The sequence below is a fragment of the Streptomyces kanasensis genome (genome assembly GCF_043077165.1).
Lineage (GTDB): Bacteria > Actinomycetota > Actinomycetes > Streptomycetales > Streptomycetaceae > Streptomyces > Streptomyces changanensis.
This window is the reverse complement of the sequence record NZ_JBIBSF010000007.1, coordinates 396,971-418,690: the sequence shown is the minus strand read 5'-3', so window position 1 is coordinate 418,690 and position 21,720 is coordinate 396,971. Positions and strand designations below refer to the sequence as shown.

The window sequence follows — 21,720 nt, the reverse complement described above, 5'->3', positions numbered from 1 at the left end:
CCACCCTCCCGGTTAACGAGCGTTATCGCGTCTCACCGGGGATCTTAGGCTCCCGCCGCGACAGCAGCCAGGGTTCGATGACGCCGAGGCCGCGGACCGGACGCTGCCACATGGGCTGGAGGGCGAAGCGGTACGGGTCCGGGGCCCGGCCCTCCTTCTCCGCGCGGGCCGCCTCCTCCGCCGCCTGCGCCTCGGACACGGGCGCCTCGCCCGTACGGGCCAGCTCCTCCGCCAGGGCCCCGTCGACCAGCACGGCGTCCTTCGGCGCTATCGACGTCAGCCGGCTCGCGAGGTTCACCGTCGTACCGAAGACGTCGCCCATGCGGGTGGTGACCGTGCCGAAGGCGATGCCGACGCGGAGGGCGGGCATGGTGTCGTCGCCCCGCAGCGTCTCGATGAGCCGCAGGGAGATCTCGGCGGCGGTCCCCGCGTCGTCGGCGGCGAAGAGCACCTCGTCCCCGAGGGTCTTGATCAGCCGGCCGCCGTGCGCGGCGACGAGGTCGGCGCAGGTGGTCTCGAACGCCTCGACCAGCTCGCCGAGCTCCTCCTCCTCCAGCCGGCGCGTCAGCCGGGTGAAGCCGACGAGGTCCGCGAAGCCCACGGCGAGCCGCCGGTCGACCATCTCGTCGTCGTCACCCGCCTGGACGACCCGGCCGGTCGCCGCGGCGAGCTGCCGCCGCCACACGTACACCAGGAACTCCTGGAGTTCCGGCAGCAGCAGCTCCACCAGGGGGTACGTGACCTCGGTGCGGGTCATCCCCGGCTCGGGCGGCTCGGTCAGCCCCTCCAGGAAGGAGTCGATCTGCCATTCGGCGAGCCGCGCCGTGGTCTGCCCCGTCGACCGGGCCACCTGGACGGCCATCGGCTCGCTGAGCAGGCCCGCCTCGACCAGGCCGGCCAGCCGCCGCAGCGCCAGGACGTCCGCCTCGGTGAGCGCCTTGGCCTGCCCGATGTCCGCGAAGCCCATCGCCCGCCAGAAGCGGGAGGCGAGGTCCATGGAGACCCCGGCCGTGCGGGCCGCCTGGAAGGGGGTGTAGCGCCGCTCGGCGCCGAGGATCAGCTGCTCCAGGCGGATGGCCAGGGGGTTGTCGGTCGGTTCCGCCGTGTGGTCGACGACATGGTGGGGGGTGGGATGTTCCGCTCCGCCCGCGTTCGCGTCGTCGACGGTCACCGGCCGCCTCCTGCCCGATCCGTACGCACTGCCCTGCCTGCCGTTCTGTCGCTGACCCGCCGCGTCGACGCCCTCGTCGACCGCCTCGGCGAACCCGGTCGGCGAATCGCCTCAACGATACGGCAGGTGTGCCCTGGCTCACGTCCGCACGGGCCTGCGCGTTCAGCCGGCCGGGCGCAGGTGGACCACGTCGCCCGCCCCGACCGCCTCGCGGGAGCCGTCGGCGGTGGCCACGACGAGCCGCCCGTCGCCGTCGACGGCGACGGCCTCACCGGTCAGCGTGCGGTCCCCGGGCAGCTCCGCCCGGACGGTCCTGCCGAGCGTCGCGCAGCCGGCCGCGTAGGCCTCCTGGAGCCCGCTCGCCGCCGGGTCGCCGCCGGCCGCGGTCCAGCGGCGGTACCACTCCTCCACCGAGCGGAGCACGGCCCGCAGCAGCGGGTCCCGGTCGGTGCAGACGGCGGCGGCCAGCGCGAGGGACCCGGCGGTGGGCACGGGCAGCTCGTCGGCACGGAGGGTGACGTTGAGGCCGATGCCGACCACGACCCCGTGGTCGCCGGCCCGCTCCGCGAGGATGCCGCCGGCCTTGCGCTCCTCCCCGCCCACCCGGACGAGCAGGTCGTTGGGCCACTTCAGGGCCGTGTCGACGCCGGCCGCCCGGGCGAGGCCGGTGGCGACCGCGACGCCGGTCAGGAGCGGCAGCCAGGCCAGCCGCCCGACCGGCACGTCCGGGGTGAGGAGGACGGAGAGGAAGAGGCCCGAGCGGGCCGGCGCCGACCAGGCCCGGTCGAGCCGGCCGCGCCCCGCGGTCTGCTCCTCGGCGACCAGGACGGCGCCCTCCGGCAGCCCGGCGGCGCGGGCGACCAGGTCGGAGTTGGTCGAGCCGGTCGCGCCCACGACGTCGAGCGAGGTCCACAGCGCTCCGGGGCGGACCAGGGCCCGGCGCAGCGCGGGGGCGTTCAGGGGCGGTCGTTCGAGGTCGCTCCAGCGGCCGGCGGAGCCGGTGACTGGACCAAGTGGGGGCGTCATGCAACCCAGCCTAGGTGTGGCAAAGACCGCACTGCCGAACGGCATCCCCGCCGATACGCTACGGGCCAGTAGCCACCGTACCCGTGACCACACGTGACCAGGCAGGGAGCCGCATCCCGATGTCCGAGCGTCAAGAGATCGACATTCACACGACCGCGGGCAAGCTCGCGGATCTGCAGCGCCGAATCGAGGAGGCGACGCACGCGGGTTCCGAGCGTGCCGTCGAGAAGCAGCACGCGAAGGGCAAGTTGACGGCCCGCGAGCGGATCGCCCTCCTCCTGGACGAGGACTCCTTCGTCGAGCTGGACGAGTTCGCCAGGCACCGCTCCACCAACTTCGGGCTGGAGCGCAACCGCCCCTACGGCGACGGCGTGGTGACCGGGTACGGGACGGTCGACGGCCGCCCCGTGGCGGTGTTCTCACAGGACTTCACCGTGTTCGGCGGCGCGCTCGGCGAGACCTTCGGCCAGAAGATCATCAAGGTGATGGACTTCGCGTTGAAGACGGGCTGCCCCGTGATCGGCATCAACGACTCCGGCGGCGCCCGCATCCAGGAGGGCGTCAGCGCGCTCGGCATGTACGGCGAGATCTTCCGCCGCAACACCCACGCCTCGGGGGTGATCCCGCAGATCAGCCTGGTGGTGGGCCCGTGCGCGGGCGGCGCCGTGTACTCCCCCGCGATCACCGACTTCACGGTCATGGTGGACCGGACGTCGCACATGTTCATCACCGGGCCCGACGTCATCAAGACGGTGACCGGCGAGGACGTCGGCTTCGAGGAGCTCGGCGGCGCCCGGACGCACAACACGACGTCGGGCGTGGCCCACCACATGGCGGCGGACGAGAAGGACGCGATCGAGTACGTCAAGTCGCTGCTCTCGTACCTGCCGTCGAACAACCTCTCCGAGCCGCCCGCCTTCCCGGAGGAGGCGGACCTCGACGTGACGGACGAGGACCGCGAGCTCGACACGCTCGTCCCGGACTCGGCGAACCAGCCGTACGACATCCACACGGTCATCGAGCACGTCGTGGACGACGGCGAGTTCCTGGAGGTCCAGGGGCTCTTCGCGCCGAACATCGTCACCGGCTTCGGCCGCGTGGAGGGCTTCCCGGTCGGCGTGGTCGCCAACCAGCCGATGCAGTTCGCCGGGTGCCTGGACATCAACGCCAGCGAGAAGGCCGCGCGCTTCGTCCGCACCTGCGACGCGTTCAACATCCCGGTCCTGACCTTCGTCGACGTGCCCGGCTTCCTGCCCGGCGTGGACCAGGAGTACGGCGGCATCATCCGGCGCGGCGCCAAGCTGATCTACGCGTACGCGGAGGCCACGGTCCCGCTGATCACGGTGATCACGCGCAAGGCGTTCGGCGGCGCGTACGACGTCATGGGCTCCAAGCACCTCGGCGCGGACCTCAACCTCGCCTGGCCGACCGCGCAGATCGCGGTCATGGGCGCCCAGGGCGCGGTCAACATCCTGCACCGCCGGGCCATCGCCGCCGCCCCGGAGGACGAGCGGGAGGCGCTGCGCGCCCGGCTGATCCAGGAGTACGAGGACACGCTGCTCAACCCCTACACGGCGGCGGAGCGCGGGTACGTGGACGGCGTGGTCATGCCGTCGGAGACCCGGACGCAGATCGTCAAGGGCCTGCGTCAGCTGCGCACGAAGCGGGAAAACCTGCCCCCGAAGAAGCACGGCAACATCCCCCTGTAGAGGAGCCTCGATGATCAAGGTCGTACGGGGGAACCCGACCCCCGAGGAGCTGGCCGCCGCCCTCGCGGTGGTCCGGGCCCGCGCCGCCGCCGTGGCGGCCGCCGGGGGCGGCGACGCCCCCCGTGTGCCGGAGGCGTGGTCCGCGCCCACCCGCATCGCCCGGACGGCGACGCCGTCCCCGGGTCCGCGCTCCTGGACCCGCACCTACTGGCCGGCGTAGGGGGCGCGCGGGGAGCGGCCCCCGCTCCGGAGGAACGCGCGGGGCGCCCCCGGGCCGGTGGACCGGCCCGGGGGCGCCTGCTGCGGTGGGACCGCCGGGATCAGAACTTGCCGGAGCCGTAGAAGGTCGCCTCCTGGCACAGGACGGGACCGACCAGGCACAGGGCGTTGGCGTACTTGCGGGTGTAGACGTTGGTGACCTTGCCGCCGTTGTAGATGTAGACGTGGTGGTTGGGCATCAGGCGGTGCTTGCCGCTGAAGATGGAGTAGTTGCCGCTGGTGGTGAGGTGCATGGAGAAGGCGCCGTCGATGGCCCCGAACTTGCAGAACGGGTTGGAGGCGTGCGTGACCATGCGCACGTCCACGTAGTTGGAGCCCGAGCCCATCTTCTTGGCGTAGGTGTTCTTGCCGGAGGCCGTCTTGGTGGCGACGAGCTTGCCGGTCTTCTTGTTGTAGACGTGCGTGGCGTGGATGCTCTTGTTGCCGGTCACCGACTTCTTGCTCCAGTCGACCGTGCCGTGCACGGCCGTGCGGTACTTCGAGGACTTCCAGTCGAAGTTCGAGCGGCCGTCGCCGGCGAACTGGTAGCCCTTGCCGTAGTCGCAGCCGACGGAGGGCGCGTCGATGCGCTTCTGCGGGATGAACGCGACCCAGCTGACGGTGGTGGTCTTGGCGGCCGCCGCCGCGGTGGCCCGGGCCGTGGCCTGGGCGCGCATCGCGGAGACCGCGCTCTCGCCCTTCCCGACGGCCGGGACGGTGACCTGCATGCTCCACATGCGCGCGCCGGGCGCGGTGGCGCCGTCGGGCAGCACGGGCGCGACGTCGTAGCGGTAGGTCGCGCCCGGCGTGAGCGCCGTGTCGCGGAAGGCGCCGGCGCCCGGCGCGGTGGTGGCGACGGTACGGCCGTCGCGGCTGACGGTGTAGCGGGCGTCGTCGGCGTACGGCTTCCAGGAGACGTCGACGAAGTCCGGGGCGGCGGCGGTGGTGATGCCCTGGTCGGCCATGGAGGTGTCGACGACGGCCGTCTGGCCCGAGGCGGCCCGCAGGACGCTGAACCCGTGGGTCTTCATCGCCCGGCCCTGCGGGGTCGCCGCGGCGACCCCGGTGACGTCGGCGAACCGTTCCTGGTCGATGCCGGAGAGGGAGAACGCCGCGGTCCCGCCGGCCGGCGCCGGGTGGGTGGCCGCGGTGGCGGTGTGGCCCACCAGGAGCGCCGGAGCGATCGCCACGGCTATGACTCGGCTGGTCTTGCGCATGCGTCCCATCGAGTGGAGCACCTTCCGTCGCTGTGTCATGTTCGCAACGACATTAGGGATCCCGGGAGTTGGCCGACATTGTCTCTTCGGGCAATGCCCGCTGAGGCAGTACGCGGCCGGTGCGCGGTCCGCGCGCCGGCCCGGTGGCCCGGTGGCCCGGTGGCCCGGTGGCCCGGTGGCCCGGAACCACCCCTGCCCCGCCGGTGTCACCGCCGGCGACTAGGTTGGGATCCGATCGCCGCACACCCAGGGCACGGGGCTCTGCTGGGAGCAGCGGTGACAGGAAGGACCCGCCATGACCAAGCGGTCCGACACGGGGAACACGGCCTGCGCCTACCGGCGCGCCGGGACCGACCCGGTGCACGGGATCTGGGGCCTGAAGCGGCTGACGGAGCGGGAGCGGGAGGTGCTCCTCCTGCTGGGCACCGGCCTCGGCAACCGCGAGCTCGCCAGGGAGCTGGGCATCGCCGAGCGGACGGTGAAGGCGCACGTGGCGCGGATCGTGGAGAAGCTCGGGCAGCAGACGCGGCTCCAGGCCGCGGTGCTGTCGGTGCTCGCCCACGACGCGCTGTGCGCCGATCCGAGCTGCCCCCGCCGCCACGCCGTCCCGCCGGCGGCGCTCCTGCGCCCGTCCGCCGCGTGACGGGCGGCGCCGCCCGGGGCCTGTCTTGTGGATCGGGCCGGACGCCACGAGCCCGGCACGATCCGAAAGACGGGACCTAGTCCCTTGGTACGGCCCCGCTTGAGTACGCGTACTCAGGCGGGGCCGTACCCGGTGCGCGCAGGATCGAAGGATGCTGTGGTCCGATCCCGACGACGAGCCGCCCGAGGAGATGCGGGCCATGCAGGCCATGCTCCGCCGGGCCGGCGTCCTCCTGGCCCTCGCGATGGTGGTGGCGATGTTCGCCGCGGGACTGCGCTGAGGTTGCCTACGATGGCGGTATGACTGCTCAGCGCCGCCGCCTCGTGCTCGCCTCCGCGTCCCCCGCCCGCCTCGGACTGCTGCGTCAGGCCGGCATGGCGCCGGAGGTCATCGTCAGCGGCTTCGACGAGAGCAAGGTGACCGCACCGACCCCCGCCGAACTGGCCCTGGCGCTCGCCGAGGCGAAGTCGTCCCTCGTGGCGGCCCGCCCGGAGGCGTCGGGCGCGCTGGTCGTCGGCTGCGACTCGGTGCTCGAACTGGACGGCCGGGCGCTCGGCAAGCCCGCCGACGCCGAGGAGGCCGTCGCCCGCTGGAAGGCCATGCGCGGCCGCGTCGGGGTGCTCCAGACCGGTCACTGCGTCCACGACACGGCGGCGAAGCGGTACGCGTCGGCCACGGCGTCGACGGTGGTCCGCTTCGGCGAGCCGACGGACGAGGAGATCGCCGCCTACGTGGCGAGCGGCGAACCGCTGAACGTGGCGGGGGCGTTCACCCTGGACGGCCGTTCGGCGCCGTTCATCGACGGCGTGGACGGCGACCCGGGCAACGTCATCGGCCTCTCCCTGCCCCTCCTGCGGCGCCTCCTGGCCGAGCTGGGCGTCTCCGTCACGGACCTCTGGTCGTAGCCGCGCGGGCGGCGCGTCGGCGGAGAGGGGGCTCAGACGGGCCGGACGCCCTCCTCCCGGGCACCGGGGCCGCCGCCCTCCCCGCCCGCGGGTCCCCCGGGCTCCGCAGGCGTCACGGGTCCTCCGGGTTCCCCGGGTCCCGCCGGTTCCACGGGCGCGTACGCCACGAGGGTGAGGACCACCAGCCCCATGACCACCATCATCCAGGCGAAGGCGCCCCAGCCGACGAGGCCGACGACCACGGCGCCCAGGACGGCGTGGGTGAGGGCGCAGGTGACCAGGAGGATGCGGGCCCACCGGCCGGGCGGCACCCCGCGCACGGCGACGCGCAGCAGCACGGCGCCGCACAGGGCGAGGTAGGCGCCGAAGACGCCGCCCATCACCCACGTGCCGGCGATCATCGCGTCGGGATCGAGGCCGGCCAGGGACATCCGCTGGCCCCCCAGGACGGCCGCGAGGACGCCGTGCAGCAGGACGACGCCGACGGCCTCGGCGAGGAGCACGACGGCCGTCGCGAGGGCGATCGGTCTGCGGGTCACACGGGTACCCCCCTGCCTGTTACCAGCAGTACGGACGACACCGCGCAGGCTACTCACGAGTAAACCCTTGGGCAAGGGTAGGGACACAGCAGCAAAGAATCATTCGCCCATTCGTAGGGACTCCACAAAGAAACAGGACGCCCCGCTGGCCCCCAGCACAGAGACCTTGACCACACCGCAGGGTTACTGTGCAGTGAGGAAACCCTGCGTACCGAGGCGGGACAAGGGGTTTCGGGGTCTGAGCGAACCCCGTATCACGCTCCGTGTGGGCAACCTCACGACTGGGGAACAGTCGAAACGTCGTGTCGGCAGTCCCTAAACTCAGCGTGTTTTGGGAATGGAGGGAGCCATCGTGCGCAAGGTGCTCATCGCCAACCGTGGCGAAATCGCTGTCCGTGTCGCCCGTGCCTGCCGGGACGCCGGGATCGCCAGCGTAGCCGTCTACGCAGATCCGGACCGGGACGCCCTGCACGTCCGTGCGGCGGACGAGGCGTTCGCCCTGGGCGGTGACACCCCGGCGGCCAGCTATCTGGACATCGCGAAGGTGCTCCAGGCAGCCGAGGACTCGGGGGCGGACGCCGTCCATCCGGGGTACGGCTTCCTGTCGGAGAACGCCGAGTTCGCCCAGGCCGTCATCGACGCCGGTCTCATCTGGATCGGCCCGCCGCCGCAGGCCATCCGGGACCTCGGCGACAAGGTGGCGGCCCGTCACATCGCCCAGCGCGCCGGAGCGCCGCTGGTGGCCGGTACGCCCGACCCGGTGTCCGGCGCGGACGAGGTCGTGGCGTTCGCCCGGGAGCACGGCCTGCCGATCGCCATCAAGGCGGCGTTCGGCGGTGGCGGCCGCGGCCTGAAGGTCGCCCGCACCCTGGAGGAGGTCCCCGAGCTGTACGACTCGGCGGTCCGCGAGGCCGTCGCGGCGTTCGGCCGGGGCGAGTGCTTCGTCGAGCGGTACCTGGACCGGCCGCGGCACGTGGAGACCCAGTGCCTGGCGGACCAGCACGGCAACGTCGTCGTCGTGTCGACGCGTGACTGCTCCCTGCAGCGCCGTCACCAGAAGCTGGTCGAGGAGGCCCCCGCGCCGTTCCTGACCGACGAGCAGAACGCGCAGCTGTACCGGGCGTCGAAGGCCATCCTCAAGGAGGCCGGGTACGTCGGCGCCGGCACGGTCGAGTTCCTCGTCGGCAACGACGGCACGATCTCCTTCCTGGAGGTCAACACCCGCCTCCAGGTCGAGCACCCGGTGACCGAGGAGGTCACCGGCATCGACCTGGTCCGCGAGATGTTCCGCATCGCCGACGGCGAGGAGCTGGGCTACGACGACCCGCCGGTGCGCGGTCACTCGTTCGAGTTCCGCATCAACGGCGAGGACCCGGGCCGGGGCTTCCTGCCCGCCCCCGGCACGGTCACGCGGTTCTCGCCGCCGTCCGGCCCGGGCGTCCGGCTGGACGCGGGCGTGGAGTCGGGCAGTGTCATCGGCCCCGCCTGGGACTCCCTCCTGGCGAAGCTGGTCGTGACGGGCGCGACGCGCCGGCAGGCGCTGGAGCGGGCGCGGCGCGCGCTGGCCGAGTTCCACGTGGAGGGCATGGCCACGGCCATCCCGTTCCACCGCGCGGTCGTCGCCGACCCGGCCTTCGCGCCGGAAGAGGGCCCGTTCACGGTGCACACGCGCTGGATCGAGACCCAGTTCGTCAACGAGATCCCGCCCTTCACCGCCCCGGCCGACGCCGAGGCGGAGGAGGAGGAGACCACCGGGCGCGAGACGGTCGTCGTCGAGGTGGGCGGCAAGCGCCTGGAGGTGTCGCTGCCGTCGTCGCTCGGCATGAGCCTGGCCCGGACGGGTCTGGCGGCGGGCGCGAAGCCCAAGCGCCGCGCGAAGCGGAAGTCCGCGGCGGCCGCCTCCGGCGACACCCTGGCCTCCCCCATGCAGGGCACCATCGTCAAGGTGGCCGTCGAGGAGGGCCAGGAGGTCAAGGAGGGCGACCTGATCGTCGTCCTGGAGGCCATGAAGATGGAGCAGCCGCTGAACGCGCACCGCGCGGGCACGGTGAAGGGCCTGTCGGCGGAGGTCGGCGCGTCCGTCACGTCGGGCGCCCCGATCTGCGAGATCAAGGACTGACGTCCCGCCGCCCGCGGTGAGACGGGGTGAGGGCCCGCCGGTGTGACCGGCGGGCCCTCACTCATGGGCGCGATGGCATCCTTGAGGGACGAGGGAGGACCCGCGATGACGACGACCCGGCCGATGCGCGCCGACGCCCGCCGCAACCACGAGCGCCTGCTGGACGTGGCGCGCGCGGCCTTCGCGGAACACGGCACGGACGCGGCGCTGGAGGACATCGCGCGGCGGGCGGGCGTCGGCATCGGCACGCTGTACCGCCACTTCCCGAACCGCCACGCCCTGATGAACGCGGTGTTCCAGGACGCCGTGACGGCCCTGCTCGCCCGGTCGCGCGAGCTGGCGGAGGCGGACGAGCCGTGTACGGCGCTGGTGGCGTGGCTGCGCGCGATCGTCACCCACGCGGGCGAGTACCGGGGCCTGGCGCGGGCGCTGCTGGCGGTGTCGTCCGACCCTGGCTCGGCGCTGTCGGGGTGCAGCGTGCCGCTGCGGGAGGCGGGCGCGCGCCTCCTGGTCCGCGCGCAGGAGGCGGGCGCGGTACGGCGGGACGTCTCGATCGGCGACCTGATGCAGCTGACGAACGCGATCGCCCTGGCGGCGGAGCAGGCCCCGGCGGACCCGGACCTCGCGGACCGCCTCCTGACCCTGACCCTACGGGGCCTCACGCCCTGACCGGGCCGCCGTGACGGCCCGGGAGCCGTACCCCCGGCGGGTCCACGACCGCCGCGCCCGCGGCCGGCACCCCGTACGAGACACCCGGCCCCCGCGCACCGCCGACGACTCCGGACCCAGGTGCATCTCCACTCCCGGGGACCCGTGGCGCAGCGGACGCTCGTCGACGAGCGGCACCACGGCGAGGCGCCGCGGTGGGCCTCCCAAGGGCCCTCCGTAGGGCCCCGGGCCTTCCGTACGACCCGGGCCCGCCCGTACGCCCGAGCCGTCCCGCCGCCCGGACCGCGCCTCGCCCCCGCGCCGCCGCGCCTGACCCGGACGGCTCAGCGGCGGCGCAGGTCCGCGACGCGGGGCTGGCGGTCCTGGGGGCTGTCGCCCGTCAGGGAGGCGCTGCGGAGCTGGCCGGGGTGGCGGCTGCCGCGCTGGCCCGGGAGGGGCACGTCCCCGCGCCGGGGCTGGCGTCCCCGCGGGGCGGCTTCGGCGCCCGCCGCGCCGGGACCCGAGCCGGCGACGGTGATGTGGACGCCCTGGTCGGCGAGGGCCTGGAGTTCCATCGCGGCCCGGTCGTCGTGGCCGGGCGGCTCGTCCGTGACGAGCCGGGTGATGACGTCCGTCGGCACGGTCTGGAACATCGTGTCCGTGCCGAGCTTGGTGTGGTCGGCGAGGACGACGACCTCCGCGGCCGCCTGGACCAGCGCCCGGTCGACGCTCGCCGACAGCATGTTGGAGGTGGACAGGCCGCGCTCGGCGGTGAGCCCGGAGCCCGACAGGAAGGCCCGCGACACCCGCAGCCCCTGGAGGGACTGTTCCGCGCCGCTGCCGACCAGGGCGTAGTTGGAGCCGCGCAGCGTGCCGCCGGTCATGACGACCTCGACGCGGTTGGCGTGCGCCAGCGCCTGGGCGACCAACAGCGAGTTGGTCACGACGGTCAGCCCGGGGACGCGGGCGAGGCGGCGGGCCAGCTCCTGCGTCGTCGTACCGGCTCCGACGACGATCGCCTCGCCCTCCTGGACGAGGCCCGCGGCGACGTCGGCGATGGCCGTCTTCTCCGCGGTCGCGAGGTGGGATTTCTGCGGGAAGCCGGACTCACGCGTGAAACCGCCCGGCAGCACCGCACCGCCGTGCCGGCGGTCGAGGAGTCCTTCGGCCTCGAGCGCCCGCACGTCCCGCCGTACGGTCACTTCGGAGGTCTGGACGACGCGGGCGAGCTCCCGGAGCGAGACCGCCCCGTTGGCACGCACCATTTCAAGGATCAACTGGCGACGTTCTGCAGCGAACACGAAACTGACAGTAACCCCAGCGCCCGAGAGTTTGCAGCCGTATGCACCGAATCCGAGAAGTTGCGAACAGACGGGGCCGCCGAGTGCTATGGGCGGTCCCGTCCGTGTGCGTACCCTGACCGCTCGGTGTCCCGACTTGCCGGGAGTTGCCGGGGGTTGTCCCCCGGCTCACGCCTCCGCGGTCGTCTTCCGGGTGTGCAACTGTCGTGCCACTTCCGCGATCGACCCCGACAGCGACGGGTACACGGTGAACGCGTTCGCGATCTGCTCGACCGTCAGGTTGTTGTCGACCGCGATCGAGATGGGGTGGATCAGCTCGCTCGCCCGCGGCGCCACGACGCAGCCGCCGACGACGATGCCGGTGCCCGGGCGGCAGAAGATCTTCACGAAGCCGTCCCGGATGCCCTGCATCTTGGCGCGCGGGTTGCGCAGCAGCGGCAGCTTGACGGCCCGGGCGTCGATCTTGCCGGCGTCGACGTCGGCCTGGGTGTAACCGACCGTGGCGATCTCGGGGTCGGTGAAGACGTTCGACGAGACGGTCTTCAGGTTCAGCGGCGCGACCGTCTCGCCGAGGAAGTGGTACATCGCGATGCGGCCCTGCTGGGCGGCGACGGACGCGAGGGCGAACACGCCCGTCACGTCACCCGCCGCGTACACGCCGGGCGCGGACGTACGGGACACCTTGTCGGTCAGGATGTGGCCCGAGTCGCGGAGCCGGACGCCCGCCTCCTCCAGGCCCATGCCGGCCGTGTTCGGGATGGCGCCGACCGCCATGAGGCAGTGCGTGCCGGAGATGACGCGCCCGTCGGCGAGGGTGACCTCCACCCGGTCGCCGACGCGCTTGGCGGACTGGGCGCGCGAGCGGGCCATGACGTTCATGCCGCGGCGCCGGAAGACGTCCTCCAGGACCGCCGCCGCGTCCGGGTCCTCGCCGGGCAGCACCCGGTCGCGGGACGAGACGAGCGTGACGCGGGAGCCGAGCGCCTGGTACGCGCCCGCGAACTCGGCGCCGGTCACGCCGGAGCCGACCACGATCAGCTCCTCGGGCAGCTCGTCCAGGTCGTAGACCTGCGTCCAGTTGAGGATGCGCTCGCCGTCGGGCTGGGCGTCGGGGATCTCGCGCGGGTGGCCGCCGGTCGCGATCAGCACGGCGTCGGCGGTGAGGGTCTCCTCCGTGCCGTCGGCGGCCGTGACGACCACGCGGCGCGACCCGCCGAGGTCCTGCGGCCCGTCGAGGCGGCCGCGGCCGCGCATCACCCGGGCGCCGGCGCGGGTGACGGAGGCGGTGATGTCGTGCGACTGCGCCAGGGCGAGCCGCTTCACTCGGCGGTTGACCTTGCCGAGGTCCACGCCGACCACACGGGCGGCCTGCTCCTTGTGCGGGGTGTCGTCGGCGACGATGATCCCCAGCTCCTCGTAGGACGAGTCGAAGGTCGTCATGACCTCGGCCGTCGCGATGAGCGTCTTCGAAGGGACGCAGTCGGTCAGGACGGACGCTCCGCCGAGGCCGTCGGTGTCGACGACGGTCACCTCCGCGCCGAGCTGGGCGCCCACCAGGGCCGCCTCGTATCCGCCGGGTCCGCCACCGATGATCACGATCCGGGTCACAGGGGTCACGCCTCGCGCTCTCGTCACGGCGACCCCGCCGTCCGGTTGGCCGAGGGGTCGGGGTCGTCCTCATGGGAAGGGAGTACGTACGTCATTGTCCCGCACTGTTCGATCCGGCTTCATTCTCCCGCACCGGGCGGGCGCGCCCGGCCCCGGGGCCACCTTCGGCGCACGCGGGACCGCGCCCACCCCCGCCCCTCCCGTACCCTCGATCCCATGTCGCTCTACGCCGCGTACGCCGGCAACCTCGACGCGCGGCTGATGACCCGCCGCGCACCGCACTCCCCGCTGCGCGGCACGGGCTGGCTGAACGGCTGGCGGCTGACCTTCGGCGGCGAGCAGATGGGGTGGGAGGGGGCGCTCGCCACCATCGTGGAGGCCCCGCGCTCGCAGGTCTTCGTCGCCCTCTACGACATCGCCCCGATGGACGAGGACTCGATGGACCGCTGGGAGGGCGTCGGGCTCGACATCTACCGGCGCATGCGCCTGCGGGTGCACACCCTCGACGGCGAGGAGCCCGCGTGGGTGTACGTCCTGAACGGGTACGAGGGCGGGCTGCCCTCCGCCCGCTACCTCGGGGAGATCGCCGACGCCGCCGAGTCCGCCGGCGCGCCCCACGACTACGTCATGGAACTGCGCAAACGCCCCTGCTGACCGGGCGGCCGACCGGTTCGTCGGAAGCGACAAGACAACGAAACGAACACCGTAGGCCCTGTCATCTACGCGCGTAGGCCCAGACGGGTTACCCTCGTCCGCGTGAACGCAACTGTTACCCCGGACCACCGCCAGGACGACCCCCACGCCGCCGCCGAGGCCGCCGCCGCGCGCCTGCGCGAGCTGACGGGTGCCGAGACCCACGACGTCGCCCTCGTGATGGGCTCCGGCTGGGCCCCGGCCGCCGACGCCCTCGGCGCCCCCGAGGCCGAGTACCCCGTCACCGAGCTGCCGGGCTTCCCCCCGCCGGCCGTCGAGGGCCACGGCGGCAAGATCCGCTCGTACCGCATCGGTGACAAGCGCGCCCTGGTCTTCCTGGGCCGCACGCACTTCTACGAGGGCCGCGGCGTCGCCTCCGTCGCCCACGGCGTGCGCACGGCCGTCGCCGCCGGCTGCAAGACCGTCGTCCTGACCAACGGCTGCGGCGGTCTGCGCGAGGGCATGCGCCCCGGCCAGCCGGTCCTGATCAGCGACCACCTGAACCTCACCGCGGCCTCCCCGATCGTCGGCGCCAACTTCGTCGACCTGACGGACCTGTACTCGCCGCGCCTGCGCGCCCTGTGCAAGGAGGTGGACCCCACCCTGGAGGAGGGCGTCTACGTCCAGTTCCCCGGCCCGCACTACGAGACCCCGGCCGAGATCAACATGGTCCGCGTGCTCGGCGGCGACCTGGTCGGCATGTCGACCGTCCTGGAGGCCATCGCGGCCCGCGAGGCGGGCGCCGAGGTCCTCGGCATCTCCCTCGTCACCAACCTGGCCGCGGGCCTTTCGGGTGAGCCGCTGAACCACGAGGAGGTCCTCCAGGCCGGCCGCGACTCGGCCGCGCGGATGGGCGAGCTGCTCACCCGCGTCCTGGAGCGCATCTGACCCAGGACCCGGGGCCGGGCCCGGCGCACCCCCTGAGGGGCGGCCCCGGCCGTGACGGAGGGGGTCTGCGCCCGACCGGCACCGGGTAACGGACCCACACCCCCGACGACGCGACGCGTACGACTTCAGCAGAGAGGCAGACCCCGTGCAGCAGAACCTGCGTCCCGACCAGCCGGACCTCATCGCGCAGGCCGAGGCGTGGCTGGCCGAGGACCCGGACGCCGAGACCCGCGACGAGCTCGCGCGGCTCCTCGCCGACCGCGACCTGGACGAGCTCGCCGGCCGCTTCGCCGGCACGCTGCAGTTCGGTACGGCCGGGCTGCGCGGCGAGCTGGGCGCGGGCCCCATGCGGATGAACCGCTCGGTGGTCATCCGCGCCGCGGCCGGCCTGGCCGCCTACCTGAAGGACCAGGGACAGGCCGGCGGGCTCGTGGTCATCGGCTACGACGCCCGGTACAAGTCCGCCGACTTCGCCCGGGACACGGCCGCCGTGATGGTCGGCGCGGGGCTGCGCGCCGCGCTCCTGCCCCGCCCCCTGCCGACGCCGGTCCTCGCGTACGCCATAAGGCACCTCGGCGCGGTCGCCGGCGTCGAGGTGACCGCCAGCCACAACCCGCCGCGCGACAACGGCTACAAGGTCTACCTGGGCGACGGCTCGCAGATCGTCCCCCCGGCGGACGCCGGGATCGCGGCGCGCATCGCCGACGTCCGGTCGCTGGCGGACGTCGCGCGCGCGGAGAGCGGCTGGGACGTCCTCGGCGACGAGGTGCTCGACGCGTACCTGGAGCGCACCGACAAGGTCCTCACCCCGGGCACCGCCCGCTCGGCGCGGGTGGTCTACACGGCCATGCACGGCGTCGGCAAGGACGTCCTCCTGGCGGCGTTCGCCCGCGCGGGCTTCCCCGCGCCGGTGCTCGTCGAGGCGCAGGCGGAACCGGACCCGGCCTTCCCGACGGTCGCCTTCCCCAACCCGGAGGAGCCGGGCGCCATGGACCTGGCGTTCGCGACGGCCCGCGAGGCCCGGCCCGACCTCGTCATCGCCAACGACCCCGACGCCGACCGCTGCGCCGTGGCCGTACCCGACGACTCGGTGGCGGGCGGCTGGCGGATGCTGCGCGGCGACGAGGTGGGCGCGCTGCTGGCGGCGCACCTGGTCGACAAGGGCGTGAAGGGCGTGTTCGCGGAGTCGATCGTGTCGTCGTCGTTGCTGGGCCGGATCGCCGCGGCGGCCGGCGTGGGCCACGAGGAGACCCTGACGGGCTTCAAGTGGATCGCCCGCGTGGAGGGTCTGCGGTACGGCTACGAGGAGGCCCTCGGCTACTGCGTCGACCCGGAGGGCGTCCGCGACAAGGACGGCATCACGGCGGCGCTGGCCGTCACGGAGCTGGCCTCGGAGCTGAAGGAGCGCGGCCGGACCCTCACCGACCTGCTGGACGACCTGGCCGTCGCCCACGGCCTGCACGCCACCGACCAGCTGTCGGTCCGCGTCCAGGACCTGACGGTGATCGCCGACGCGATGCGCCGCCTGCGCGAGGCCCCGCCGACGTCGCTGGCCGGGCTGACGGTCGCGCGCGCCGAGGACCTCACGCACGGCTCGGAGGCGCTGCCGCCCACCGACGGGCTGCGGTACTACCTGGAGGGCGAGTACCGGGCGCGGGTCATCGTCCGCCCGAGCGGCACCGAGCCGAAGCTGAAGTGCTACCTGGAGGTCGTCGTCCCCGTGGCCGACGCCGCCGCCCTCCCGGAGGCCCGCACCCGGGCGTCCGGCGTCCTGGCCGCGATCAAGCAGGACCTCGCCGCGGCAGCCGGCATCTGACGCGCCTCACCCCGACGGCCCCGCCGCTCCCCCGGGAGCGACGGGGCCGTACGCCTACGCGGCCGCCGTCACTGACCGACCCTCCCGTCGACGCACTCGCGCAGCAGGTCGGCGTGCCCGCAGTGCCGGGCGTACTCCTCGATCCGGTGCACCAGCAGCTCCCGGACCGCGATCCGCTCCTCGCCGACACGCTCGCCCAGGTCCGCGTACGCGGCCAGCGCGGCGTCGGTCGCGGCCTGCTCGCGCTCCAGGTCGGCGTACGCGGCGTCGACCACGGCCTGCTCGGCGACGGCGCCGTCGAAGTCCGCGTCACGCCGGCCGTAGAGCTTCGGCAGGGGGTCGCCGTCACTGATCCAGTTGCGCCAGTCCCGCTCCACCTCGGCGAGGTGCCGGACCAGGCCGAGCAGCGACATCGTCGACGGCGGCACCGACCGCCGGGCCAGCTGCTCCGCGTCCAGGCCCTCGCACTTCATCCGCAGGGTCATGCGGTACCCCGTCAGGAAGTCCTCCAGCGTCGGGAGCTCGCCGTCCGGACCGGCACCCTCCTTGTCACGGGGGTCGTCGTCCGGATCTGTCCACATGTCGGGGTGGACGGTGGCCTGGGTCCATCGCTCGGGTTGCTCGTTCACACGGGCATGGTGTCGGCCGGTCGCCGGGTCCGCCACCGCATTTCCCGCCCGCCCGGAAGCGCCGGGGCCGTCGCCGCGCACCGCGGCGCAGGCGCCTACGTCCGCCGCGGCCCCGCCGCCGTCGGCTCGGGCTCCGCCGGGCGGTCGACGCGGTAGAGGTAGTGGGCGCGGTCGTCGACCGGGTTGTCCGGCTCCAGGTCCCCCTCGGCGACCCGCCGCAGTCCGGCCTTCTCCAGCGCCCGCCAGGACGCCCGGTTGGCCACCGACACCGGCACCAGGACGCAGGGGGCGTCGGGGTGGTCCTCCCAGATCGCCCGGACGGCCGACCGGATCATCCGCGGGCCGAGCCCCCGGCCGACGTCCCGCGGCTCACCGATCAGGTAGTCGATGGTCACGGCGCCGGCAGGCGGCTCGACCAGGGTGGCGATCTCGGCCCAGTACGCGGGGTAGTCGGACAGGCGGCAACGCTGGACCAGGCCGATCGGGCGGCCGTCGAGGTGGGCGAGCAGGTCCTCCGAGGGTTCCTCGCCCCTGGCGGCGGGGCCGAAGTCCCGTGACACCGCCTCGACCGAGGTCTCGTGGTTCCACCACCGGGCCACGTGCGGCTGCTCCAACCAGGAGCGCAGCAGCGGGAAGTCCTGCTCGGTGAGCCGACGCCACGTGATCATCGGGAAGCCTCCGGCGGGACCCTGCAAGGACGACGAGGGGGCGTGCGGCGACCGGCCGGACACCCCTAGCGCAGCGCGAGCGCCACGACCAGGGCGACGAAGCCGACGGCGGCGGGGGCGATCAGCTCGTAGGCCCAGCGGACCTGCGGCTCCCCCTTCGCCGACGGCCGCACGGCGTTCTGCTCGGCCAGCTGCCGCAGCTCGCTGAGGGTGCTCTCGGCGCCGACCAGCACCTTGCCCCCGGTACGGACGGCCAGCTTCCGCTGCCGCATCGAGACGGGCACGGCCCACAGCTGGTACTTCTCCCCGCCGCGCGTCACGACCTCGGTCGAGTACGTCGCCCGCAACGCCTCGACCGCGGCCCAGGGCACGACGATCGAGCGGAACGGGTTGCGGACCAGCAGCCGGTCGTCGTTCGCGTACACGGCGGGCCGGAAGGTGAACGCCACCACGAGCGGCACACCGGCCAGCAGCGCCGCGAGCGCGACCCAGCGCGTCATCCCCTCGCCCCGCACCAGGGCGTCGCCGCCCATCCACAGACCGATGCCGAGCAGCAGCACTCCGCCCACCATGGCCAGCGGCGACCGGTAGACCCGCTCCGCGTAGGGGGTCTGCGAAGGTGTACCCGACGTACCGGGCTGCTCAGGGCTCGTCATGCGGCAGATTCTGCCTCACACCCCCCGAGAACCCCACGCACCGGGTCCCCGGCGCCCCCCTCGGCGGCGGAACGATCAGCTGCGCGACGCGTAGGCGACGAAGGTGGCGAACGCCGCCGGGCCGACCGCGAGGCGAGAGCCGTCGACGTTCTTGGAGTCGCGCACGTGGACGACGGCGGGGGACATCGCGACCTCGACGCAGTCGGCATCGTTGCCACTGCTGCTGTAGCTGCTCTTGAACCACTCCAGCGACGAGCCGCCCTCGGCAGAGGTCTTACGGATCATGTCTCTCCCAGCACTTGCTTGATGAAGGCCAGTGATTCCCGCGGGGTAAGAGCCTGCGCCCGGATCATGCCATAGCGCAGTTCGAGGATCCTGAGCTGCCTCGGGTCCGAGACCGCGCGACCGTTGAACGCGCCATCGGAGCGCCCGACCGCCTTGCCGTCACCGAACTTCATCACCTCGATCCCGCCGCCCAAGCCGGGATGGGTCTCGACGCCGGTAGGCATCACCTGTAGTGAGACGTTGCGCAACTGCCCCACTTCCAGCAGGCGTTCGAGTTGTCGACGCCACTCCATTCTGCCTCCGATCGGTCGCCGCAGCGCCGACTCTTCCTGGACGAAGCTGAGGGACGGCGTGGGCGATCGATCGAAGACGGCGCGCCTCACCATACGAGCCGCCACACCCCGCTCCACCTCGTCCCGCGAGTACGGCGGCTGTCGCGTCTCCAGCAGCACACGAGCGTGCCCCTCCGTCTGCAACAGGCCATGGATGCCGTGCGCCGCGTACACCGCGATCTCGACGGCGCGCGCCTCCAGCTTCGCCAAATCCCGCACCTTCTTCGGGTACCGGACCTCCTCCACGTCCTTCTTCATCGCGGCGATCAACCCGTCCGCCTTCAGGACCCTGTCGACCTTGTCCAGATACTCCGGCCGGGGGATCCGCTTGCCCGCCTCCACCTTGTAGACCAGGTCCTCGCCGTACCCGATGAGGTCCCCGAGCTCCACCGCCCTCAGGCCGGCGGCCTCCCGGCGCAGCTTGAGCTGGCGCCCCACGGTCGCAACGACCGCGGCACCCGATTCGTCGTCCGGGTCCACCTCCCAGCCCGGCTCGTCCGCGTCTCCCTTGAGCCGCTCCGCGCCACTCACTTCCGCCGTCAACCGCGCCACCTCCCGCGTACCGCCCCAGTCGTGCACTCGTTGCCCACGCGCCCCTCCGGACAGACCGGACACGAGCCGACAAGCTCCAGACAGTGACTGTACGCATGCGACGGATCACTGGCGGCCACGGAATGGCCACCCTCAGGATCTGCGACATGAGCCACAACACCCCTCAACCCCTTGCCCAGCAGGAGGTTTTCACCGTGCAGCTCCACCCGTCCCGAGCGGGCGCGCGGCTCGCGCGGGACCTGGCCGCCGTATGGCTACGCGGTGGCGGCACCACCCGCCCGGTGGCCGATGACGCCCTGCACGTGGTCGCCGAGCTCGCGGCGAACGCCGCCGTCCACGGCCGGGTGCCGGGCCGGGCCTTCCTCCTCGCCCTCCGCCTCACGACGCACGGCCGCGTCCTGCGCATCGAGGCGACGGACACCCGCCCCGAGCGGCTGCCCACTCCGCAGACGCCCCCGACCGACAGCGAGAGCGGACGCGGGCTGCTGATCGTCGCGGCGCTGGCGGACCGGTGGGGAGTCACGGAAGGCCCCACCCCCCGCAAGACGGTATGGGCCGAACTGGACCTCACACCGAACCGGAACCAGGCTCGGGGGCCGGCCACCGACCTGGCGCGGCGAAGGACGAGCCCCGACCGGACACCCTGACCCGCGGAGACAGGGGCGCACTCCGCCCGCCGCCGTTGGTCGGAAAGGCCGGTTGGCGGGCCGCCACCAGGCTGCGAGGATGCCTCTGTTTCCCAGACGGAGGTTCGTTGTTCGTTTTCGTGTGTGCGGGGTGCGGCGCCGAGTTGACCACTCCGGTGTCCCAGGTGTCCCTTCCGGTTCACGCCCATCAGGTCTACGGGAACGGCGCCCAGCTTCCGGTGCTCATGGAGACCGGGACCTTCGCCGTCGACCCGGAGCCTTGGGGGCCGCCGTGGCGCAAGTGGGAGCACATCCATCCGGATGAGGCAGCCGTCCGCGGTGTCTACGCACCGGTCCACGCCCTCTCCGACGGCGCGCCCGGCGCGATCGCGATCGCCCCGGGAGACGTCCGCGGCGTTCGCCTGGTTCCGGAGGAGCGCGGTGGCGCCTGCTGCGGCCTGGACGGGACCGGCGGCCCCAACACGGCCTGCGAGGCGTGCGGCCTGCTCGTGGCGACCAGGGTGGACGACTGTTCGCTCTGGCAGGCGGTGTGGCTGGCCCCGAACGCCGTACAGCGCCTTCCCCTCGACGGTGTCGACACCGAACCCCTCTCATGGGAGGAGCTGGTGGAGGACGGGCGGAGCACACCCCCGTTCGAGCCGGTCGCCACGTGGGCGTCACGTCTCGGGTCGAGCCACCACTGGACATGGAGCCCGCGGTGGGAGGCGGCAGCCGGCCGGGCGCTCGCCCACCTCCTCGCGGCCTCCGGAGGGCAACCGGTGACCGTTCCGAACGGCCTGGCCGAGGAGGTGTTCCAGCGCGCCCTCGACGCGCTCCTGCCCGGGGGACGGCAGAAGCGGCGCGCCACCCTGACCGGACCAGGACTGCCCGCCCCGGAGGCGGGCGTCGACATCTTCCTCGTACCGGTCCATCCGCAGACGGGGCAGGCCTGGACCCCCGGCGGCCCGACCGCATCGGCATACCCGGTGCCGCTGCCGTTCGGGGTGTGGTTGTGGATGGCCTTCCCCCCACCGCCCCCACCCGTTCCCGCATCAGGCGGCGTACCCGACGACGTCCTCCGCGAGCCGGTCGGCCGCCGCCTGGGCGGCGGCAGCGGCTGGCGGCCGGACTTCGACGACTCGCACCCGCCGCGCCCTCCCCACCTTTTCCGGATCGACCGCCGAACGTTCCACCACACCTTGGCCCGGCTGCCGGCCGTCCGCAGCCCATGGCTGCGCGAAATCCTCGACAGCCACACCCACCAGAGGTACATCGCCCTGTTCTGACCGGCAGAAAGGCGCCGATGCCCGGTCTCTGATCACGCCGCCACGGAGGCGGCCGCACTCCGCACCAGCGGCCCGGCTCGTCACGTTCAGCCCGGCGGTCGCCCCGGTCACCGACGGCCGGAGGCGGGGCCGTGGTGGGTTGCCC

23 protein-coding genes are annotated in these 21,720 nt (G+C 73.3%); 12 read left to right on the top strand and 11 right to left on the bottom strand.

Annotated features, from left to right (window positions below; all coding sequences use genetic code 11):
* Positions 1 to 22: 22 nt before the first annotated feature.
* Both ACF053_RS20145 and ACF053_RS20140 read right to left on the bottom strand, forming a co-directional pair.
* Entirely contained in the window at positions 23 to 1,171 is a 1,149-nt protein-coding gene (locus tag ACF053_RS20145) for an adenylate/guanylate cyclase domain-containing protein (protein WP_391955126.1), read from the bottom strand.
* A 162-nt stretch (positions 1,172 to 1,333) separates the two neighbouring features.
* The gene (locus ACF053_RS20140; protein WP_391955125.1) at positions 1,334 to 2,197 is read right to left on the bottom strand and encodes a biotin--[acetyl-CoA-carboxylase] ligase; all 864 of its coding nucleotides are present in this window, start codon (positions 2,195 to 2,197) and stop codon (positions 1,334 to 1,336) included.
* A gap of 119 nt (positions 2,198 to 2,316) precedes the next feature.
* Here ACF053_RS20140 and ACF053_RS20135 point away from each other — a divergent pair, with 119 nt between their 5' ends.
* Together ACF053_RS20135 and ACF053_RS20130 are read left to right on the top strand one after the other, a co-directional pair.
* The gene (locus ACF053_RS20135; RefSeq protein WP_391955124.1) at positions 2,317 to 3,906 is read left to right on the top strand and encodes an acyl-CoA carboxylase subunit beta; all 1,590 of its coding nucleotides are present in this window, start codon (positions 2,317 to 2,319) and stop codon (positions 3,904 to 3,906) included.
* Positions 3,907 to 3,916: 10 nt separating this feature from the next.
* On the top strand, positions 3,917 to 4,126 hold the full coding sequence (locus ACF053_RS20130) for an acyl-CoA carboxylase epsilon subunit (RefSeq protein ID WP_391955123.1): 210 nt from the start codon (positions 3,917 to 3,919) through the stop codon (positions 4,124 to 4,126).
* A 100-nt stretch (positions 4,127 to 4,226) separates the two neighbouring features.
* On the opposite strand, the gene ACF053_RS20125 is transcribed toward ACF053_RS20130, so the two are convergent.
* Positions 4,227 to 5,420 (bottom strand): hypothetical protein, encoded by a 1,194-nt coding sequence (locus ACF053_RS20125; protein ID WP_391955122.1) that lies wholly within the window; start codon positions 5,418 to 5,420, stop codon positions 4,227 to 4,229.
* Between the two features lie 256 nt (positions 5,421 to 5,676).
* On the opposite strand from ACF053_RS20125, the gene ACF053_RS20120 reads away from it, so the two are divergent.
* The 3 genes from ACF053_RS20120 to ACF053_RS20110 all read left to right on the top strand — a co-directional run bounded on the left by ACF053_RS20120 (position 5,677) and on the right by ACF053_RS20110 (position 6,929).
* Entirely contained in the window at positions 5,677 to 6,024 is a 348-nt protein-coding gene (locus tag ACF053_RS20120; RefSeq protein WP_391955121.1) for a LuxR C-terminal-related transcriptional regulator, read from the top strand.
* 151 nt (positions 6,025 to 6,175) lie between these two features.
* A complete protein-coding gene (gene mmpB, locus ACF053_RS20115; RefSeq protein ID WP_257375451.1) occupies positions 6,176 to 6,304 on the top strand; it encodes a morphogenic membrane protein MmpB in 129 nt (42 codons plus the stop codon).
* 19 nt (positions 6,305 to 6,323) lie between these two features.
* Positions 6,324 to 6,929 (top strand): Maf family protein, encoded by a 606-nt coding sequence (locus tag ACF053_RS20110; RefSeq protein ID WP_079046948.1) that lies wholly within the window; start codon positions 6,324 to 6,326, stop codon positions 6,927 to 6,929.
* A 32-nt stretch (positions 6,930 to 6,961) separates the two neighbouring features.
* Here ACF053_RS20110 and ACF053_RS20105 read toward each other — a convergent pair whose 3' ends face one another.
* Complete coding sequence (locus ACF053_RS20105; RefSeq protein WP_391955120.1) at positions 6,962 to 7,468, bottom strand: hypothetical protein; 507 nt, start codon at positions 7,466 to 7,468, stop codon at positions 6,962 to 6,964.
* Positions 7,469 to 7,820: 352 nt separating this feature from the next.
* Here ACF053_RS20105 and ACF053_RS20100 point away from each other — a divergent pair, with 352 nt between their 5' ends.
* Positions 7,821 to 9,587: an acetyl/propionyl/methylcrotonyl-CoA carboxylase subunit alpha gene (locus ACF053_RS20100; RefSeq protein ID WP_391955119.1), complete on the top strand. Its 1,767-nt coding sequence runs from the start codon at positions 7,821 to 7,823 to the stop codon at positions 9,585 to 9,587.
* Between the two features lie 105 nt (positions 9,588 to 9,692).
* Positions 9,693 to 10,256, top strand: a complete 564-nt coding sequence (locus ACF053_RS20095) for a TetR/AcrR family transcriptional regulator (RefSeq protein ID WP_391955118.1) — start codon at positions 9,693 to 9,695, stop codon at positions 10,254 to 10,256.
* A 323-nt stretch (positions 10,257 to 10,579) separates the two neighbouring features.
* On the opposite strand, the gene ACF053_RS20090 is transcribed toward ACF053_RS20095, so the two are convergent.
* Complete coding sequence (locus tag ACF053_RS20090; RefSeq protein ID WP_391955117.1) at positions 10,580 to 11,536, bottom strand: DeoR/GlpR family DNA-binding transcription regulator; 957 nt, start codon at positions 11,534 to 11,536, stop codon at positions 10,580 to 10,582.
* A gap of 168 nt (positions 11,537 to 11,704) precedes the next feature.
* Positions 11,705 to 13,144 carry an NAD(P)H-quinone dehydrogenase gene (locus ACF053_RS20085; RefSeq protein ID WP_391955148.1) on the bottom strand — a complete coding sequence of 480 codons (1,440 nt, stop codon included), beginning with the start codon at positions 13,142 to 13,144 and terminating at the stop codon, positions 11,705 to 11,707.
* A 216-nt stretch (positions 13,145 to 13,360) separates the two neighbouring features.
* Here ACF053_RS20085 and ACF053_RS20080 point away from each other — a divergent pair, with 216 nt between their 5' ends.
* The 3 genes from ACF053_RS20080 to ACF053_RS20070 all read left to right on the top strand — a co-directional run bounded on the left by ACF053_RS20080 (position 13,361) and on the right by ACF053_RS20070 (position 16,541).
* Entirely contained in the window at positions 13,361 to 13,798 is a 438-nt protein-coding gene (locus ACF053_RS20080) for a gamma-glutamylcyclotransferase (protein WP_058941468.1), read from the top strand.
* Between the two features lie 102 nt (positions 13,799 to 13,900).
* A complete protein-coding gene (locus tag ACF053_RS20075) occupies positions 13,901 to 14,725 on the top strand; it encodes a purine-nucleoside phosphorylase (RefSeq protein WP_058941467.1) in 825 nt (274 codons plus the stop codon).
* Between the two features lie 157 nt (positions 14,726 to 14,882).
* Entirely contained in the window at positions 14,883 to 16,541 is a 1,659-nt protein-coding gene (locus ACF053_RS20070) for a phospho-sugar mutase (protein ID WP_391955147.1), read from the top strand.
* 68 nt (positions 16,542 to 16,609) lie between these two features.
* Here the strand turns inward: ACF053_RS20070 and ACF053_RS20065 are convergent, their stop codons facing one another.
* The 5 genes from ACF053_RS20065 to ACF053_RS20045 all read right to left on the bottom strand — a co-directional run bounded on the left by ACF053_RS20065 (position 16,610) and on the right by ACF053_RS20045 (position 19,654).
* Entirely contained in the window at positions 16,610 to 17,122 is a 513-nt protein-coding gene (locus tag ACF053_RS20065) for a mycothiol transferase (protein WP_391955146.1), read from the bottom strand.
* A 143-nt stretch (positions 17,123 to 17,265) separates the two neighbouring features.
* On the bottom strand, positions 17,266 to 17,838 hold the full coding sequence (locus tag ACF053_RS20060) for a GNAT family N-acetyltransferase (protein ID WP_391955116.1): 573 nt from the start codon (positions 17,836 to 17,838) through the stop codon (positions 17,266 to 17,268).
* 65 nt (positions 17,839 to 17,903) lie between these two features.
* On the bottom strand, positions 17,904 to 18,494 hold the full coding sequence (locus ACF053_RS20055) for a PH domain-containing protein (protein WP_391955115.1): 591 nt from the start codon (positions 18,492 to 18,494) through the stop codon (positions 17,904 to 17,906).
* Positions 18,495 to 18,569: 75 nt separating this feature from the next.
* The gene (locus tag ACF053_RS20050; protein WP_391955114.1) at positions 18,570 to 18,779 is read right to left on the bottom strand and encodes a DUF397 domain-containing protein; all 210 of its coding nucleotides are present in this window, start codon (positions 18,777 to 18,779) and stop codon (positions 18,570 to 18,572) included.
* Positions 18,776 to 19,654 (bottom strand): helix-turn-helix domain-containing protein, encoded by an 879-nt coding sequence (locus ACF053_RS20045; RefSeq protein ID WP_391955113.1) that lies wholly within the window; start codon positions 19,652 to 19,654, stop codon positions 18,776 to 18,778. The genes ACF053_RS20050 and ACF053_RS20045 overlap by 4 nt, the downstream gene beginning before the upstream one ends.
* A gap of 155 nt (positions 19,655 to 19,809) precedes the next feature.
* On the opposite strand from ACF053_RS20045, the gene ACF053_RS20040 reads away from it, so the two are divergent.
* Positions 19,810 to 20,310 carry an ATP-binding protein gene (locus ACF053_RS20040; RefSeq protein WP_391955112.1) on the top strand — a complete coding sequence of 167 codons (501 nt, stop codon included), beginning with the start codon at positions 19,810 to 19,812 and terminating at the stop codon, positions 20,308 to 20,310.
* Positions 20,311 to 20,417: 107 nt separating this feature from the next.
* Positions 20,418 to 21,575 carry a hypothetical protein gene (locus tag ACF053_RS20035; protein WP_391955111.1) on the top strand — a complete coding sequence of 386 codons (1,158 nt, stop codon included), beginning with the start codon at positions 20,418 to 20,420 and terminating at the stop codon, positions 21,573 to 21,575.
* The last annotated feature ends 145 nt before the right edge of the window (positions 21,576 to 21,720 follow it).

Excerpts from the sequence above, each read along its gene's own strand:
- ACF053_RS20140 (WP_391955125.1), bottom strand. The coding sequence starts at position 2,197 with ATGACGCCCCCACTTGGTCCAGTCACCGGCTCCGCCGGCCGCTGGAGC.
- ACF053_RS20135 (WP_391955124.1), top strand. The coding sequence starts at position 2,317 with ATGTCCGAGCGTCAAGAGATCGACATTCACACGACCGCGGGCAAGCTC.
- ACF053_RS20130 (WP_391955123.1), top strand. The coding sequence starts at position 3,917 with ATGATCAAGGTCGTACGGGGGAACCCGACCCCCGAGGAGCTGGCCGCC.
- ACF053_RS20125 (WP_391955122.1), bottom strand. The coding sequence starts at position 5,420 with ATGACACAGCGACGGAAGGTGCTCCACTCGATGGGACGCATGCGCAAG.
- ACF053_RS20120 (WP_391955121.1), top strand. The coding sequence starts at position 5,677 with ATGACCAAGCGGTCCGACACGGGGAACACGGCCTGCGCCTACCGGCGC.
- mmpB (WP_257375451.1), top strand. The coding sequence starts at position 6,176 with ATGCTGTGGTCCGATCCCGACGACGAGCCGCCCGAGGAGATGCGGGCC.
- ACF053_RS20110 (WP_079046948.1), top strand. The coding sequence starts at position 6,324 with ATGACTGCTCAGCGCCGCCGCCTCGTGCTCGCCTCCGCGTCCCCCGCC.
- ACF053_RS20095 (WP_391955118.1), top strand. The coding sequence starts at position 9,693 with ATGACGACGACCCGGCCGATGCGCGCCGACGCCCGCCGCAACCACGAG.
- ACF053_RS20080 (WP_058941468.1), top strand. The coding sequence starts at position 13,361 with ATGTCGCTCTACGCCGCGTACGCCGGCAACCTCGACGCGCGGCTGATG.
- ACF053_RS20065 (WP_391955146.1), bottom strand. The coding sequence starts at position 17,122 with ATGTGGACAGATCCGGACGACGACCCCCGTGACAAGGAGGGTGCCGGT.
- ACF053_RS20060 (WP_391955116.1), bottom strand. The coding sequence starts at position 17,838 with ATGATCACGTGGCGTCGGCTCACCGAGCAGGACTTCCCGCTGCTGCGC.
- ACF053_RS20055 (WP_391955115.1), bottom strand. The coding sequence starts at position 18,494 with ATGACGAGCCCTGAGCAGCCCGGTACGTCGGGTACACCTTCGCAGACC.
- ACF053_RS20050 (WP_391955114.1), bottom strand. The coding sequence starts at position 18,779 with ATGATCCGTAAGACCTCTGCCGAGGGCGGCTCGTCGCTGGAGTGGTTC.
- ACF053_RS20040 (WP_391955112.1), top strand. The coding sequence starts at position 19,810 with ATGAGCCACAACACCCCTCAACCCCTTGCCCAGCAGGAGGTTTTCACC.